Raw genomic sequence first — 14,940 nt, forward strand, 5'->3', positions numbered from 1 at the left:
ATGGCGGGTTTCCTGAAAGGCTTTGGGCCGAAGCTGGCGATCGGCGGCATAGTGGCGATGACCGGCCTGATCATATTCGCGTCGATCGATCGGTCGGCGTTCGAAGGACAGGCCGCCCCCGAAACGGCCACGGAAACCGCCACGACCCCTGCGGCCGCACAGCCCCCTGCCCCGGCAAAGGCGGTGGAGCGCCGCAGTGATCAGGGGATGGCGATCGATCCGGCTGCGCTGCGCGTCAAGCGCGTGCTCAAGATCGACGGGCCGTTCCGCCATGGCGACTATGCCTGGGACGAAAATGGCGCGCCCAAGACGGGGCCGGTGATCATCACCGTCGATCTGCGCGCGCAGACGCTATCGGTGTTCCGCGACGGTTACGAGATCGGCGCAGCGGTGATCCTTTATGGCGCGACCGACAAGCCCAGCCCCAAGGGCGCTTTCCCGATCATGGCGAAACATGCCGACTATTTTTCGCGCACCTACAATAATGCGCCCATGCCCTTCGCACAGCGGCTGACCAGCGACGGCGTCTTCATCCATGGCAGCGACGTGCAATGGGGGCGCGGCACCCATGGCTGCATCGGCGTGCCGAAGGAATTTGCCCAGAAGCTGTTCGGCGTCACTAAGCTGGGCGACATGGTGGTGATTACCGACGGCAAGATGCTGGACGTCAGCAAGGCCCAAGTCGGCTGAGGCTGGCTATCCCCAGAACAACCAATAGACCGCAGCCAGGATCGCGATCCAGAGCAGGGTCGATATGCACAGGCCAAGAACCAGCGCGGCGGCAAAGCGCTCACCCTCCGCCGACGCCTGAACGCGCCTGCGCAGGCGCGTGTCGACGAACCGGGACCAGCGCGACCATATTACCGGCAACGGGATACCAAGCAATTCGAACGGCGGCGTGACGCTTTGCTTCTCGGGGCTTTGCGTTATGGACGCGTCGTCGTGGCGACTTTCATCAGGCAAACGGCCCCCGGTGTGGTTTGAAACCTAAAATCTTGATGAACTGGCTATCAGAGGATGATAGCAATTGCGTTCGGCAAATTGTTGCGTGAAGGGCTTAAAAATCAACCCATGGCTCAAGGCTAAATCAAAAGGTTGGGCCGAGCAGGAGCAAAACCGCGCCTAAACCATTAACTCTCACACCAATTTCATGTCCTCGATCGATGCTGAGCCGCACTCCAACCACAGACAATAATGGCACAATCTGAATCATCCCATAAACGGATCAATAGTTCCAAATTCGGAACAGTTCAATCGAGAAAAGATCGTGAAGGCGAAAAAATTGCCTTCGCGCAACGTTTGTCCTTTCTCATCAAAAGGTTGGATTTGAACGATGCGGAGTTGTCGCGGCGCAGTGGCCTGCCCAGAAACACGATCAGCCGCTATCGGAATGCCGAGTCCTTACCCGAGGCGCGTCATCTCTTCACCGTGGCGCGGGTGCTGGACGTCGATGCCGAATGGCTGATCACCGGCGAAGGCAGCGCCACCCGGGTCGGCAATGGCGGGGCGACCGACGAGGAGCAACTGGTCAATCTGTTCAACGCGCTGGATGACGAGGCCCAGCAGTTCATGCTGCAAACAGCGACGCTACTATGGTCGCGACCGGCGCGGGGCTAGCCTGTAGCTATTCCGCGCATCGGCGCGTCGACCATGATTTCGAGCTTTCGCACATGCACGGGGCGCACGTAGCGGGGCGTCATTTGCAACCGGCAAATCTGCCGCACGCCTTGACCAGCGCTGTCACCAGGACCATTTGGCGGGCTTCCGTATTTTTCTGCATCGCAGCATGGAGCTTGCCATGGGCATCCGCCCCCAGACCGCGAATCCCGCGCTCGTCCTGTTCGCCCTTGCGGTCGGCGCCTTCGCCATCGGGACGACCGAATTTGCGTCGATGAGCCTGCTGCCCTTTTTCGCGCGCGACCTGGGCATCGACGTGCCGACGGCCGGCCATGCGATCAGCGCCTATGCGCTGGGCGTGGTCGCGGGCGCGCCGGTGATCGCTGCCTTCGGCGCGCGTCTGCCGCGCCGGACGCTGCTGATCGGATTGATGGCGATGTTCGCCATCGCCAACGGCCTGTCCGCTTTGTCGCCCAGCTATCACTGGATGCTGCTGTTCCGGTTCCTGAGCGGCCTGCCGCATGGCGCCTATTTCGGGGTCGCCGCGCTGGTGGCCGCCAATCTGGTGCCGTTCGAGAAGCGGACGCTGGCGATCGCGAAGGTCATGTCCGGCCTGACCGTCGCCACGGTGATCGGCGTGCCCGTCGCCAACTGGATGGGGCAGGTCCTGGGCTGGCGGTCGGGTTTCTTCGTCGTCGCCGCGCTGGCGGTGGCGACGATGACCCTGGTCGCGCTCTACGCCCCGCGCGACGCGGGCGATGCCAAGGCCAGCCCGATGCGCGAACTGACCGCGTTGGGCAAATCGCAGGTGTGGTTGACACTGCTGACCGGCGCGGTCGGTTTCGGCGGCATGTTCGCTGTCTACACCTATGTCGCGTCGACCATGATCGACGTGACCCATGTCTCGGAAACCTACGTCCCGTTCGTGCTGGTCATTTTCGGCGTGGGCCTGACGCTGGGCAATCTGGTCGCCGCCTGGGCCGCGGACAAAGCGCGTAACCGCACGGTGATCGGCGTTTTGTTGTGGAGCGCGGTGTCGCTGGCGCTGTTCCCATTGATGGCGGGCAATATCTGGACGCTGGGCCTCAACATCTTCCTGATCGGGATCGGCGGGGGCCTGGGCACGCCGTTGCAGGCGCGCCTGATCGACGTGGCGGGCGATGCGCAGACGCTGGCGGCGGCGTTGCACCATAGCGCCTTCAACTTCGCCAATGCGCTGGGCCCGTGGCTGGGCGGCCTGGCGATCGCGGCGGGTTATGGGCTGGTGTCGACCGGCTGGATCGGCAGCGCACTTGCGCTGGCGGGCCTTGCGGTCTTTCTGGTCGCGATCAGCCTGGAGCGGCGGCGGCCAACGGTCGCCTTCGCCCCGGCGGAATAAGGCATCATCGGTCGTTGATCCGATCGGGTCGTCTCCACCTAAGCCTTTGCAGCACCGCGTAATGTCGTTATAAGAATAGGTAATTAAATAACAGGAGGATGGCCGGGGCGTTGCTCATCACGGATTTCGCCCATGCCGCCTGCCGCTACCATCCCGATACCGCCGCCCCGCCCCCATAGCCTGGCCGAAGACGGCTATGCCATTGCGATAGGCTGTGCGTTCATCGCCATGGGGCTGATGCTGTTGAAGGCGGCCAATCTGGTGACGGGCGGGATGGCCGGGATCGCGCTGCTGCTATCCTATCTGATTCACTGGTCGCCAGCGGCCCTGTTCCTGCTTATCAACATCCCCTTCTTCCTCTTTGCCGGACGGGCCATGGGGGTCGCGTTCGGCCTTAAGACCCTGTTCGCCAATATAGCGATCATGGGCGCAGGGCTGGCCATGCCGACTGCGTTGCAGATCGCCAGGATCAGCCCCCTGTTCGCCGCCCTGTTCGGCGGCTCGATCATCGGCTTCGGCATCCTGGCCATCGCCCGCCACGGTGCGGGCGTGGGCGGCGTCGGCGTCGTGGCGCTGATCCTGCAACGGGCCCGCGGGTGGAACGCCGGGCGCACGCAGATGCTGTGCGATATCGCGATCCTGCTGTCGTCGCTGCCGTTGCTGAGTTTCGAGCGGTTCGGCCTGTCGGTGCTGTCCGCCGCCGCGATGAATGCGGTGCTGATCGTCAATCACCGACCCGGCCGCTATATCGGCCATTGAAGTAACGGCGTGGACGCATTCTCCACGCCGTCGCTTTTACGGAAAACCCGCTCCGCGTTGGATCAGGCTTCGCCCCACAGCTTTTCGGCGGTAGCGACGACCAGTTCCAGCTTCCGCCGCTGGTCATCTTCGGTGAGCGCATTGCCATGTTCGGTGGAGGCAAAGCCGCATTGCGGCGCGATCCCCAGCTGATCCATGTCGACATAGGCGGACGCCGCCTCGAACTGGCGCGTCAGCCAATCCATCGATTCCAGTTCCGGGGTCTTGGAGGTGATGAAGCCCGCCATGATGCGCTTCTTGCCCTTGGGCAGCAGCTTGAGCGGCTCCAGCCCGCCGGACCGGTCGGTGTCATATTCCATGAAATAGATATCGACGTCGGTCTTGTTGAAAATTGCATCGGCGGCCGCATCATAGCCGCCCGACGCGGCAAAGGTGGACCGGAAATTGCCCCGGCACATATGCATGCCGATCATCATGTCGGCCGGGCGATCCTTGATCGCTTCGTTCAGCATCCAGGCATAGCGGTCGATCAGCCAGTCGGGATCCTGCCCCATCGCCTTGCGCTGTTCGCGCTGGTTGGGATCGCCGAGATAGGCGAAGAAGATGTCGTCCAGTTGGAGATAGCGGCAGCCGATATCATAATAGGCCTGCACAGCCTCCTTGTAGGTCTGGGCGATGTCGGCGAACAGCAGGTCGGGATCCCGGTACATCGCCGGCCTGATGTCCGCAGGATCGGTGCGGAAATGGACGCAGGACGGGCCGGGGATCGAGATTTTCGGGCAGACCGACGTGTGATCCTTCACGAAGGTGAAATGCTCCAGCATCGGATGATCCTTGGGAAAGCCGAGCTTGCCGTTGATCACCGGATGGACCGGCGGGATCTGCGTGCCGTGGAACTGGACGCCCTCGCCCCGGACTTCCATGTCCATGCCGTCTAGCATGCCCATGAAGTCGAAATGCCAGAAGGCGCGGCGCGCTTCACCGTCGGTGACGACCTTGAGGCCAGCGTCTTCCTGCATCCGGATCAGCCCGGGGATGTCCCGGTCTTCGGCCGCGCGCAGTTCGGCATCGCCGACCTTGGCTGCGCGAGCGTCGGCGATACCCCGGGGACGCAGGAGGCTGCCGACATGATCGGCACGGAAGGGCGGTGTTGGCATGTGTGTCTCTCTTGCTTATTGTTCGATCGAGCGTTGGGTCGGCCGATTACAGCGTAGCGGTGGGCGCCGTAACCCCCCAAATTTAGCCTGCCGACCTGGGTCGCTATGACGCTTCGGCTCATGCGCTCGCAGCGCTCGCCTGCTCAAGACCAATTTGCTTGGCCTCCACAGGAAATAATGCGAGGCGATGAGTTCTGCAAATGGAGAGCGCTTTGCCTTCAAACGAGCAAGGATGCCGAAATGGCCATTCCCTACTTGATCGGTCGACAATAGCGTTTACCGTCGCGGCCATCGTGACCGACCTTGCCATTCTCCATGAACATCCGCCCTGGTTCGCCCCTCTTTTCGACGCGCCGGACAGGCGCGGTATGGCCTATGCGCGGCTGGAAACGGGCTATGCCAATTTCGACCAGTGGCTGTCGGGCACCCAGTTGGAACGCGATCTCCCGTTGCAGGCATATGCCGTATCCAACCGCGGTCTTAACCCCAACCTGATCGGCACGCCCGAACAGATCCGCGAACGGATCGCCGAATATGAGGCGGCTGGCCTCGACCTGCTGCTGCTTCGCATGAGTCCGCAGGAAGAAGGGATGGAACGGTTCACCATACAGGCTATGGGCACGGCATGATCGAGTTGACATCCATATCCAAACGCTTTCCCGATGGGACGGCGGCGCTGACCGACGTCAGCCTTTCCATTCCCAAAGGATCGATCTTCGGCATCATCGGCCGGTCCGGCGCGGGCAAGTCGACCCTGCTGCGCCTCATCAACGGGCTGGAGCGGCCCAGCGCCGGCGACGTCGCGATCGACGGTGTCGCGCTGTCGGGGATGAAGGCGGCCGATCTGCGCGGCTTGCGGCGGCGCATCGGGATGATCTTCCAGGCGTTCGGCCTGCTCGCCAACCGCAGCGTTGCGGGCAATGTCGCCCTGCCGCTGGAACTGGCGGGCGTGGCGAAGGCGGCGCGTGACGCGCGGGTGGCGGAATTGCTGGCCCGGGTCGGGATAGCGGACAAGGCTGGCGACTATCCTGCGCGCCTGTCCGGCGGACAGCGGCAGCGCGTCGGCATCGCCCGCGCGCTGGCCACCCGGCCGGACATATTGCTGTGCGACGAGGCGACGAGCGCGCTCGACCCGGAAACGACGCGTTCGGTGCTGGCGCTGCTGGCCGATCTCAACCGCGAGATGGGGCTGACTATCATCCTCATCACCCACGAAATGTCGGTCGTTCGCGCGATCTGCGATCATGTCGCCGTCCTGGATCAGGGCCGCCTGGTCGAAACCGGCCCGGTCGACAGCATATTTATAGGATCGCGCGAGCAGGCGACACTGGCCCTGCTGGGGGAGGACGGCTGATGCAGGACGGCTTTTTCCAGAATATCGTCTGGCCCGACATCCTGCAGGCGACGATGGACACGCTGTTCATGCTGGGCGCTTCGCTGGTGCTGACGCTGCTGCTGGGCATTCCGCTGGGCGTGCTGCTGTTTCTGACGAACCGGGGGCAGATGAGCGAAAGCGTGGCGTTCAACCGGGTGTTGGGCGTGGTGGTCAATATCCTGCGCTCCATCCCCTTCGTCATCCTGCTGATCATGATGATCCCCTTCACCCTGCTGGTCATGGGAACCTCTCTGGGCGTCGCGGGGGCGATCCCGCCGCTGGTGGCGGGGGCCGCGCCCTTCTATGCGCGCCTGGTCGAAACCGCGCTGCGCGACATTCCGCGCGCGACCATAGAAGCGGCGCAGGCGATGGGCGCGACGCGGCTCCAGATCATCGGCAAGGTGCTGCTGCCCGAAGCGCTTCCCGGCCTGGTGTCGGGCGCGACCGTCACCGCCATCGCGCTCGTGTCATTCACGGCGATGGCGGGCGTGGTCGGCGCAGGCGGGCTGGGCGACCTCGCCATCCGCTACGGCTATCAGCGCTTTCAGGCCGACGTCATGCTGGTGACGGTCGTGCTTCTTGTGCTGCTCGTTCAACTCATCCAATGGTCCGGCGACTGGCTTGCCCGCCGGATCGACCATCGTTAGGATTTCGCCCATGCAGCGCCGCTCGCTTCTCATCCTGTTTCCTGCGCTGCTGCTGGCCGCCTGCGGCGGGGCGAAGGACAAGGCTGCGCCCGCCGATGGCGCGACGCTGAGCGTCGCCGCTACAGCCGTGCCGCATGCCGAAATATTGGACCATATCAAACCGGCGCTCGCGAAGCAGGGCGTGACGCTGAACATCCGCGTCTTCAACGATTATGTGCAGCCCAACCTGCAGGTCGAACGGGGGCAGATCGATGTCAGCTATTTCCAGACCGGCCCCTATCTGGACGAGTTCAACAAGGCGCAGCACACCAGTCTGAAACCGATCGCGGGCATCCATATCGAGCCGTTGGGCGCCTATTCGCGCAAGTGGAAGAGTCTGGCCCAACTCCCCGATGGCGCGACCGTCGCCATTCCGAACGAACCGAGCAATGGCGGCCGTGCGCTGCTGCTGCTGCAAAAGGTGGGGATGATCAAGCTGAAGAACCCGACCAACCCGCTGTCGACCATTCGCGATGTGACCGACAACCCCAAGAAGCTGGTGTTTCGCGAACTGGAATCGGCCACCCTGCCCCGCACGTTGGGTGAGGTCGACCTGGCCCTGATCAACACCAATTACGCGCTGGACGCCAAGCTTAATCCGGTGCGCGACGCGCTGGCGATCGAGGATGGCAAATCGCCTTATGTCAATTTCGTGGTCGGCAAGCCCGGCAGCGAGAAGGACCCACGCGTCGAAAAGCTGGTTGCGGCGCTGCAAAGCGACGATGTGAAGCGCTTCATGGCCGATCACTACAAGGGCGCGGTGCTCCCAGCCTTCTAAGCCAGGGGAACCATGCGGGCCGAGGATCATTACATATCCGATCCGACCGACCCATGGGGTGCCTCTCATGTGTTCGGAGCGCAAACCGATGCGCTTCACAAACGGGGGCCAATAGATGATTTTTACCGATTTCCTGCGTAATCGCCGCCGCGAACAGTTGACCGACGGCGACCTGGCGGCGCTGGAGCAGGCCGTCGCCGACGTGCGGACGGTCGCGCCGCGCCAGCCGCTTGCCATCGCCGGGAAACCGATCGGCGTCAGCACCTATCTGATCGACGGCTTCATCTGCCGATATATGGACGACCGAAACGGCGGTCGTCAGCTTGTTGCGGTGCATGTGCCGGGTGATTTCGTCGACCTTCATGGCTATCCGCTGGGCCGGCTGGATCATGACGTCGCCACGCTGGGAACATGCAAGGTGGCGCTGGTTCGCCACGAAACGATCGACATGTTGTTGCACGAGCGACCTAATTTGACCAAGCTGATGTGGTTCAGCACTTTGCTGGATGCCGCGATGCATCGCGAATGGATATTCCGCATGGGGCGGCTGGATGGCGTCTCGCAACTCGGGCATTTCTTCTGCGAGATCGAAGCGAAGCTGCGCGCTGTAGGCCGCAGCGATGGTCGCAGCTTCGACCTGCCCCTGACCCAGACCGATCTGGGCGAGGTGTGCGGCATGACCCCCGTTCACATCAATCGCATGTTGAAGGAACTGCGGGAGCGAGAACTGCTGCACGTTCAGCGGGCGAAAGTGACGATCGATAATCTGCCAGCACTGCGTCAACTGTGCGAATTCGACCCATCCTATCTGTTTATCGAAGAATGACGGAACCGCGCGCACAGCCGCGCGTCCCTCTGCGAACGACAAATATAAGGATGAACGATGCGCGAGAAAGGCGTCTATGAGGAAGCTGGCAAGGCTGTTGCCGAGCAGGGACAGGTCATGCTCGACGGGCCGGACGGGATAGCGATCAGCATGACGCCGGAAGCCGCAGAAGGTACGGCGCATGCATTGCTGCGCGCTGCATCGGACGCGAAGGCGCAACGATCTTCGCCGCTACGTTGACTATTTCGCCGTCAAAGGAGGGATGCGATGCGGGTGATGGTGCTGGTGAAGGCGACCGAGGATAGCGAAAAAGGCTATCATCGCTCGCCCGAGACGGACGCGATGATGGCGGCGATGGGCCGCTTCAACGACGCGCTGGAAGAGGCCGGGATTTTGGTGATGGCCGACGGCCTGACACCTTCGTCCCAAGGCAAGAGGGTCGCGTTCGACGGATCTGACCGCACAGTCATCGACGGGCCTTTCGCAGAGCCACGCCAACTGGTCGCGGGCTTCTGGCTCTGGGAGGTCAAGGACATGGATGAGGCCATCGCCTGGGTGAAGCGATGCCCCAATCCCATGCCCGGCCCCAGCGAGATCGAAATCAGGCCGCTCCACGACCTGTCCGACATGGACTGAGCGACCGCCTATCCGATCATCATCAAACTGGCGTTGCCGCCTGCCGCCGTGGTGTTGACGGACAGGGACTGTTCTTCCAGCAGCCAGTCGAGGCAGTAGCCATGACCGCGATCGTCGGCATGCACCGACACGATCGGGCCGGGCAGATCCGCCACACATTGGGCGGTCGCCACGACCTTGGCCGCGTCCCCCTCCACCAACGCGGCGCCATAATGGCCGGTGGCGTCCGTGCTGAAACAGGCGGCGACATCGGCGGGCAGCCCCGGCGGGATCATCATTCCCTGCACCACGCCGTGATTACCGGTCGCCAGCACCGCCGCCATCTGACGGAACAGGCCCTGGCGCGTGGCCGGGCGTAGCAGGATGCGCCCGCGCGGGTGCAAGACGTAGAGGTTGCTTTCCCCCACCGGTCCCGGCAGCGCCAATTGCACGCCGAGCGCCGACGCGTCGCCAGTGCGGCGAGCTTGGGCGGCGGCCTCCCCCTCTCCCTGCGCGTCAAGCCAGTCGGCAAAGCCATGCAGCGGCGAGCGCAGATGGCTGACGCGGGCGGCGAAGACCGGCGGCGTCGCGACGAGGCGACCAAGATAGAGTGGCCCGCCCGCCTTGGGACCGGTGCCCGACAGGCCGCAACCGCCAAAGGGCTGCACACCTACGACCGCACCGATGACGTTGCGGTTCACATAGATGTTGCCGACCTTCACTCGCCGCGTCACGCGCGCGACGGTTTCGTCTAGTCGGGTGTGCAGGCCGAAGGTCAGGCCGTAGCCGGTGGCGTTGATCTGATCGACCAGCGCGTCGAGCCGATCCCGCTTGAAGCGCAGGACGTGGAGCACCGGGCCGAAAACCTCACGGCTCACTTCCGCGATACTGTCTATCGCGATGATCGTCGGCGCGACGAAGGTGCCCAGCGCGGTTTCGGGCGGCAGCGGGCTTTGATCGACCTGGCGGCCCAGCGCCTTCATCGCGTCGATATGGCGGGCGATGCCGTCGCGCGCCTCTGCGGTGATGACCGGCCCGATATCGACTTTCAACGCGTCGGTGCGGCCGATGCTGAGCTCAGCGAGCGCGCCCTTCAGCATCGTCAAGGTACGGTCGGCGACTTCTTCTTGCAGGCAGAGGATGCGTAGCGCCGAACAGCGCTGGCCCGCGCTGTCGAAAGCCGACGCGATGACATCGGCCACCACCTGTTCGGCCAGCGCCGAACTGTCGACGATCATCGCATTCTGGCCGCCGGTTTCGGCGATCAGCGGGATGGGCCGACCGGCGGGCGACAGCCGTGTGGCAAGCTGGCGTTGGATCAGGCGGGCGACTTCGGTCGATCCGGTGAACATGACGGCGGCGGTTTCGTGGGCCGCGACGAGCGCCGCGCCGATGCTGCCATCGCCGGGCAGCAGGTGCAGCGCGTCGGCAGGCACGCCCGCCTCATGCAGCAGCCGGACGGCTTCGGCGGCGATCAGCGGGGTTTCCTCGGCCGGTTTGGCAAGCACGGGGTTGCCCGCAACCAGCGCGGCGGCGACCTGCCCGGTGAAGATGGCGAGCGGGAAGTTCCACGGGCTGATGCAGGTGACGGGGCCGAGCGCGACCTGCACCGGGCCGAAGGTCGACCGCGCCTGCGCGGCGTAATAGCGCAGGAAATCGATCGCCTCGCGCACCTCCGCGATGGCGTTGGGAAGCGACTTGCCCGCTTCGCGGACGATGAGGCCCAGCAGTATGGGCATGCGCGCCTGCATCGCATCGGCGGCGCGATCCAGTGCAGCGGCGCGATCGGCGACCGAGGTGTTGGGCCAGCGGGATTCCGCCGCACGGATGGCGGCGGCGCGGGCGTCGTCGACCGTTGCTTCCCAGACGGTGCCGACGATATCGCGATGATCGGCGGGGTTGAGGACCGGCCGCGCCTCTCCACCACCACCCGCCGGTGCGGCTGTCCAGTCCAAAGTCGCGCTGTGCGCCAGTGCTTCGCCCAGCATGGCGAGCGTCGTTTCGTCGCTGAGGTCGAGGCCATCGGAATTGCGCCGGTCGGGATAGAGGTCCGCAGGCAACGCGATCTGGTCGTGCCGATGACCGGGATGTGCCATGGCGCGCACCACATCGGCCGGATCGGCGATCATCTCCTCTATCGAGACGTCGGGATCGGCGATGCGGTTGACGAAGCTGCTGTTGGCGCCATTTTCAAGCAGGCGGCGGACCAGATAGGCGAGCAGCGTCTCATGCGTGCCGACGGGCGCATAGATGCGGCAGGGACGATCCAGCTTCGCCGCTCCTACGACCTGTTCGTACAGCGGCTCACCCATGCCGTGCAGGCACTGAAACTCATATTGGCCGATGGCGAAGTCCGGTCCGGCAAGCTGGTAGATGGTCGCCAGCGTCTGCGCATTATGGGTCGCAAATTGCGGGAAGACCGCGTCGGGGGCGGCCAGCAGTTTGCGAGTGCAGGCGATATAGGCGACGTCGGTATGGACCTTGCGCGTATAGACGGGAAAGCCGGGCAGGCCGTCGACCTGCGCACGCTTGATCTCCGCGTCCCAATAGGCGCCCTTGACCAGCCGCACCATGATGCGGCGACCGGCGCGGCGGGCCAGGTCCACGATCCAGTCGATGACGAACGGGCAGCGCTTGCCATAGCCCTGCACCACGAAGCCCAGACCGTTCCAGTCGGCAAGGTCCGGGTCGGTCGCCAGGCTTTCGAGCAGGTCGAGCGAGAGTTCGAGCCGGTCGGCCTCCTCCGCATCGATGTTGAAACCGATGTCATAGCCCTTCGACAGCAAGGCGAGGCGCTTTACGGCGGGGAGCAATTCGCCCATCACCCGGTCGGCCTGCGCGCGGACATAGCGGGGATGGAGCGCCGACAATTTGATCGAGATGCCCGGCCCGGCATAGATGCCGCGCCCGGCCGACGCCTTGCCGATGGCGTGGATCGCCTGTTCGTAATCGGCATAGTAGCGCGCCGCGTCGGCGGCCGTCGTCGCGGCCTCCCCCAGCATGTCGTAGCTGTAGGCGAATCCCTTCGCTTCCAGTTCCTTCGCGCGTTTCAGCGCGTCCTTGATCGTTTCGCCCGTGACGAACTGTTCGCCCATCATCCGCATGGCAAGGTCCACGCCACGGCGAATGACCGGTTCGCCCGCCCGGGCGACCAGGCGGGTGAGCGCTGCGCCCAGGCCCCGGTCATCCACGCTGCCCACCAGCTTGCCGGTGACGACCAGCCCCCAGGTGGCGGCGTTAACGAACAGCGACTTGTCGCCGCCCAGATGCGAACCCCAGTCGCCATCGGCGATCTTGTCGCGGATCAGCGCGTCGCGGGTGGCGGTGTCGGGGATGCGCAGCAGCGCTTCGGCCAGGCACATCAGCGCCACGCCCTCCTGACTGGAGAGCGCATATTCCTGCACCAGACCCTCCACGCCGCTGCCCTTGTGATTGGCGCGCAGCGCGGTGACGAGGGTGCGGGCGGTGGCGGCGATGGCGGTGCGCGTGTCGTCCGGCAGCGTCGCCGCGTCGATCAGGGGGGCAAGCGCCGCCGCCTCGTCACGGCGATAGGCGGCGGTGATCGCTTCGCGCAGGGGCGTTGGCTGGCGGATGGCGGGGGCGAAGCGGACGAAGGGCTGGTCGGTCATGATCGCAGAATAATCCACATCGCTTTATCGTTCCGCCTTATGACAGCCACTATTCTGGACGGAGTGACTTATTAATCGGACTTTGCTAGTTCATCTGGATGGAAAACAAGCCGATAACAGTCGAACTGGACGACTTCGACCGTCGTATCCTGGCCGCTTTGGTCGAAGACGGGCGGATGACCGTCACCGACCTGGCGGCGCAGGTCGGCCTGTCCAAGACGCCCTGCCAGGTCCGGCTCAAGCGATTGCAGGAGGCGGGCGTCATTCGCGGGTTCCGCGCCATCGTCGATCCGGCGAAGTTGGGCATGGACCATATCGCCTTTACCGAAGTGAAGCTGAGCGACACGCGGGAGAAGGCGCTCGGCGAGTTCAACGCGGCGGTCCGGCGCATCCCGGAGGTCGAGGAATGCCATATGCTGGCAAGCAATTTCGACTATCTGCTCAAGGTGCGGACGGCGGACATTCGGCGTTATCGGGTAGTGCTGGGCGAAAAGATCAGCGCCCTGCCCCATGTCGCCAGCACATCGACCTTCGTGGCGATGGAGACGGTGCTGGAGGCAGGGCACCGGCGGATGCGGGGGAAATAGCCTCTTGGGATGCGTTCCCCGACGCAGGCCGGGGTCCAGTCCCACGCTCCTAACTGGGCCCCGGCCTGCGCCGGGGAACGGAAAGGCAAGTGCGCATCATGACTTTTCGATGTCAGTCGAAAAGGCTCAGCGGGATCGATTCCCCCATCGCCCTATAGCCGATCGGTGAGGGGTGCAGGGCGTCACCTCCGTCGTAGGCGGGCAGCAGCCTGTCGGGCCGGGCGGGATCGCGGGTCAGGCGGTCGAAATCGATCAGCGCGTCGAAATGGCCGGGCGTCCTGATCCACGCGTTCACCGCCTGCCGATCCGCTTCATTCTGTGCATCGGCATGATAATAGCCGTTGCCGACAAAGGGCATGACGGTTGCGCCGATCACCTTGATCCCCCGGGCATGGGCGCGGGCGATAATCTGACGATAGGCGCCGATGATGCGGGCGACGTGCGCCTGATGCGCCGCCGCGCCGACCGGCGCGTCGCGGGTCAGCATGCCCAGATCGTTGACCCCTTCCAGCAGGATCATATGCGTGACGCCCGGCTCGGCCAGCACATCGCGGTCCAGCCGCGCCAGCGCATTGGGGCCAAGGCCATCGTCGAGCAGCCGGTTGCCGCCTATGCCCTGATTGACGATGGCAGTGTCGCGATGCCGGGCATCGCTCTGGAGGCGGTGGGCGAGAATGTCGGTCCAGCGGTCGTTGCCGTTGGTGGTGGAGCCTTTGCCGTCGGTGATCGAATCGCCGATAGCCACGATCAGTTTCGCAGGCGCGCAGCGTTCGACCTCCAGCGCGGCGAGGTTGAACCAATGGTCGAAACTGGCCGCGCCGTCCATCGCCAGGTCGGTCAGGTGATCGCCCGGCAGATGCCAGGATGTCGCGCGCGAACCGGGATGCGACGTCTGTTCGGGGTCGCCGTCGTAGCGGATCGATATGGCGATATCGTCCAGCGCCGCGACGGGGAGCGAGGCGGGGTCGGACAGATAGTCCGCGCCGGGAGGCACGATGACGTCGGGCTTCCCGTCGAAGCGCAGCGATATCAGCGTGCCGGGATCGATCCGGGCGGACGACGGCGCGATCGCCTTGGCGATGCTGACGCCCGCCAGCGCCAGCGGCCGGGTTCCGGCGAAGTTGGAGATGCGTACGCGCAGGCGATTGCCGGCGATGGAGGGCCGCACGATCTGCCGCAGCGTCCGGTCGGCCAGCGTGCCTGCGGGCAGCGCCGCGTCGCCGGTGGGCTGAAATTGTGCGGAGGCCCAGCCCGCGACCCAGACGGGCGCGCAGGTCCTGGCCTGCACCGGCGTGACGATCAGCGCGAGCGGGAGGCAGGACAGGAGAGAGAGACGCATCATCGCGTTGGCTTTCATCAGGGTCACGGTCGGGTCACGGGTTGAAAGTTCACACCGTCGCTGCTTTGCCTTTCCCGGCCATTTTCCCATGACAGGCGCCGGGGACGCGCCAGCGACGCACCGCTTGCGCGCCTGTTACGCCACAGCGACGCACCAATGACGCGCCACCCGGGTCACGCCGACGCGCCACTCAC

At 64.5% G+C, this 14,940-nt stretch carries 16 protein-coding genes; 12 read left to right on the top strand and 4 right to left on the bottom strand.

What is annotated here, in order from left to right; translation table 11 throughout:
* On the top strand, positions 1-690 hold the full coding sequence (locus tag U5A82_RS14075; RefSeq protein ID WP_326291471.1) for a L,D-transpeptidase family protein: 690 nt from the start codon (positions 1-3) through the stop codon (positions 688-690).
* Positions 691-696: 6 nt separating this feature from the next.
* On the opposite strand, the gene U5A82_RS14080 is transcribed toward U5A82_RS14075, so the two are convergent.
* Entirely contained in the window at positions 697-963 is a 267-nt protein-coding gene (locus U5A82_RS14080) for a hypothetical protein (RefSeq protein WP_326291472.1), read from the bottom strand.
* Positions 964-1,194: 231 nt separating this feature from the next.
* Between U5A82_RS14080 and U5A82_RS14085 the strand changes: the two genes are divergently transcribed.
* From U5A82_RS14085 to U5A82_RS14095, 3 genes are all read left to right on the top strand, one after another.
* Positions 1,195-1,617 carry a helix-turn-helix domain-containing protein gene (locus tag U5A82_RS14085; protein WP_326291473.1) on the top strand — a complete coding sequence of 141 codons (423 nt, stop codon included), beginning with the start codon at positions 1,195-1,197 and terminating at the stop codon, positions 1,615-1,617.
* Positions 1,618-1,786: 169 nt separating this feature from the next.
* A complete protein-coding gene (locus tag U5A82_RS14090; protein ID WP_326291474.1) occupies positions 1,787-2,995 on the top strand; it encodes an MFS transporter in 1,209 nt (402 codons plus the stop codon).
* Positions 2,996-3,127: 132 nt separating this feature from the next.
* Positions 3,128-3,754 (top strand): YitT family protein, encoded by a 627-nt coding sequence (locus U5A82_RS14095; protein ID WP_326291475.1) that lies wholly within the window; start codon positions 3,128-3,130, stop codon positions 3,752-3,754.
* A 62-nt stretch (positions 3,755-3,816) separates the two neighbouring features.
* On the opposite strand, the gene U5A82_RS14100 is transcribed toward U5A82_RS14095, so the two are convergent.
* Positions 3,817-4,911, bottom strand: coding sequence for a 5-methyltetrahydropteroyltriglutamate--homocysteine S-methyltransferase (locus U5A82_RS14100; RefSeq protein ID WP_326291476.1), 1,095 nt, complete (start codon positions 4,909-4,911; stop codon positions 3,817-3,819).
* Positions 4,912-5,204: 293 nt separating this feature from the next.
* Between U5A82_RS14100 and U5A82_RS14105 the strand changes: the two genes are divergently transcribed.
* The 7 genes from U5A82_RS14105 to U5A82_RS14135 all read left to right on the top strand — a co-directional run bounded on the left by U5A82_RS14105 (position 5,205) and on the right by U5A82_RS14135 (position 9,212).
* A complete protein-coding gene (locus U5A82_RS14105; protein WP_326291477.1) occupies positions 5,205-5,540 on the top strand; it encodes a hypothetical protein in 336 nt (111 codons plus the stop codon).
* A complete protein-coding gene (locus tag U5A82_RS14110) occupies positions 5,537-6,265 on the top strand; it encodes a methionine ABC transporter ATP-binding protein (RefSeq protein ID WP_326291478.1) in 729 nt (242 codons plus the stop codon). Before U5A82_RS14105 ends, U5A82_RS14110 begins: the two co-directional genes overlap by 4 nt.
* Positions 6,265-6,933, top strand: a complete 669-nt coding sequence (locus U5A82_RS14115) for a methionine ABC transporter permease (RefSeq protein ID WP_326291479.1) — start codon at positions 6,265-6,267, stop codon at positions 6,931-6,933. The genes U5A82_RS14110 and U5A82_RS14115 overlap by 1 nt, the downstream gene beginning before the upstream one ends.
* A 10-nt stretch (positions 6,934-6,943) precedes the next feature.
* Positions 6,944-7,750: a MetQ/NlpA family ABC transporter substrate-binding protein gene (locus tag U5A82_RS14120; RefSeq protein ID WP_326291480.1), complete on the top strand. Its 807-nt coding sequence runs from the start codon at positions 6,944-6,946 to the stop codon at positions 7,748-7,750.
* A gap of 115 nt (positions 7,751-7,865) precedes the next feature.
* A complete protein-coding gene (locus U5A82_RS14125) occupies positions 7,866-8,576 on the top strand; it encodes a Crp/Fnr family transcriptional regulator (protein WP_326291481.1) in 711 nt (236 codons plus the stop codon).
* A gap of 57 nt (positions 8,577-8,633) precedes the next feature.
* Positions 8,634-8,816 (top strand): hypothetical protein, encoded by a 183-nt coding sequence (locus tag U5A82_RS14130; RefSeq protein WP_326291482.1) that lies wholly within the window; start codon positions 8,634-8,636, stop codon positions 8,814-8,816.
* Between the two features lie 27 nt (positions 8,817-8,843).
* Complete coding sequence (locus tag U5A82_RS14135) at positions 8,844-9,212, top strand: YciI family protein (RefSeq protein ID WP_326291483.1); 369 nt, start codon at positions 8,844-8,846, stop codon at positions 9,210-9,212.
* A gap of 8 nt (positions 9,213-9,220) precedes the next feature.
* Here U5A82_RS14135 and putA read toward each other — a convergent pair whose 3' ends face one another.
* The gene (gene putA / locus U5A82_RS14140; RefSeq protein ID WP_326291484.1) at positions 9,221-12,820 is read right to left on the bottom strand and encodes a trifunctional transcriptional regulator/proline dehydrogenase/L-glutamate gamma-semialdehyde dehydrogenase; all 3,600 of its coding nucleotides are present in this window, start codon (positions 12,818-12,820) and stop codon (positions 9,221-9,223) included.
* A gap of 98 nt (positions 12,821-12,918) precedes the next feature.
* Between putA and U5A82_RS14145 the strand changes: the two genes are divergently transcribed.
* Entirely contained in the window at positions 12,919-13,407 is a 489-nt protein-coding gene (locus U5A82_RS14145; protein WP_326291485.1) for an Lrp/AsnC family transcriptional regulator, read from the top strand.
* Between the two features lie 112 nt (positions 13,408-13,519).
* On the opposite strand, the gene U5A82_RS14150 is transcribed toward U5A82_RS14145, so the two are convergent.
* The gene (locus U5A82_RS14150; RefSeq protein ID WP_326292939.1) at positions 13,520-14,746 is read right to left on the bottom strand and encodes an SGNH/GDSL hydrolase family protein; all 1,227 of its coding nucleotides are present in this window, start codon (positions 14,744-14,746) and stop codon (positions 13,520-13,522) included.
* Between the last annotated feature and the right edge of the window lie 194 nt (positions 14,747-14,940).

The organism is Sphingobium sp. CR2-8 (genome assembly GCF_035818615.1).
Taxonomy (GTDB): Bacteria; Pseudomonadota; Alphaproteobacteria; order Sphingomonadales; family Sphingomonadaceae; genus Sphingobium.

Bases quoted from the DNA above. Each gene is read 5' to 3' on its own strand.
- U5A82_RS14075 (WP_326291471.1), top strand. From the start codon at position 1: ATGGCGGGTTTCCTGAAAGGCTTTGGGCCGAAGCTGGCGATCGGCGGC.
- U5A82_RS14085 (WP_326291473.1), top strand. From the start codon at position 1,195: ATGGCACAATCTGAATCATCCCATAAACGGATCAATAGTTCCAAATTC.
- U5A82_RS14090 (WP_326291474.1), top strand. From the start codon at position 1,787: ATGGAGCTTGCCATGGGCATCCGCCCCCAGACCGCGAATCCCGCGCTC.
- U5A82_RS14095 (WP_326291475.1), top strand. From the start codon at position 3,128: ATGCCGCCTGCCGCTACCATCCCGATACCGCCGCCCCGCCCCCATAGC.
- U5A82_RS14100 (WP_326291476.1), bottom strand. From the start codon at position 4,911: ATGCCAACACCGCCCTTCCGTGCCGATCATGTCGGCAGCCTCCTGCGT.
- U5A82_RS14110 (WP_326291478.1), top strand. From the start codon at position 5,537: ATGATCGAGTTGACATCCATATCCAAACGCTTTCCCGATGGGACGGCG.
- U5A82_RS14115 (WP_326291479.1), top strand. From the start codon at position 6,265: ATGCAGGACGGCTTTTTCCAGAATATCGTCTGGCCCGACATCCTGCAG.
- U5A82_RS14120 (WP_326291480.1), top strand. From the start codon at position 6,944: ATGCAGCGCCGCTCGCTTCTCATCCTGTTTCCTGCGCTGCTGCTGGCC.
- U5A82_RS14125 (WP_326291481.1), top strand. From the start codon at position 7,866: ATGATTTTTACCGATTTCCTGCGTAATCGCCGCCGCGAACAGTTGACC.
- U5A82_RS14130 (WP_326291482.1), top strand. From the start codon at position 8,634: ATGCGCGAGAAAGGCGTCTATGAGGAAGCTGGCAAGGCTGTTGCCGAG.
- U5A82_RS14135 (WP_326291483.1), top strand. From the start codon at position 8,844: ATGCGGGTGATGGTGCTGGTGAAGGCGACCGAGGATAGCGAAAAAGGC.
- putA (WP_326291484.1), bottom strand. From the start codon at position 12,820: ATGACCGACCAGCCCTTCGTCCGCTTCGCCCCCGCCATCCGCCAGCCA.
- U5A82_RS14145 (WP_326291485.1), top strand. From the start codon at position 12,919: ATGGAAAACAAGCCGATAACAGTCGAACTGGACGACTTCGACCGTCGT.
- U5A82_RS14150 (WP_326292939.1), bottom strand. From the start codon at position 14,746: ATGCGTCTCTCTCTCCTGTCCTGCCTCCCGCTCGCGCTGATCGTCACG.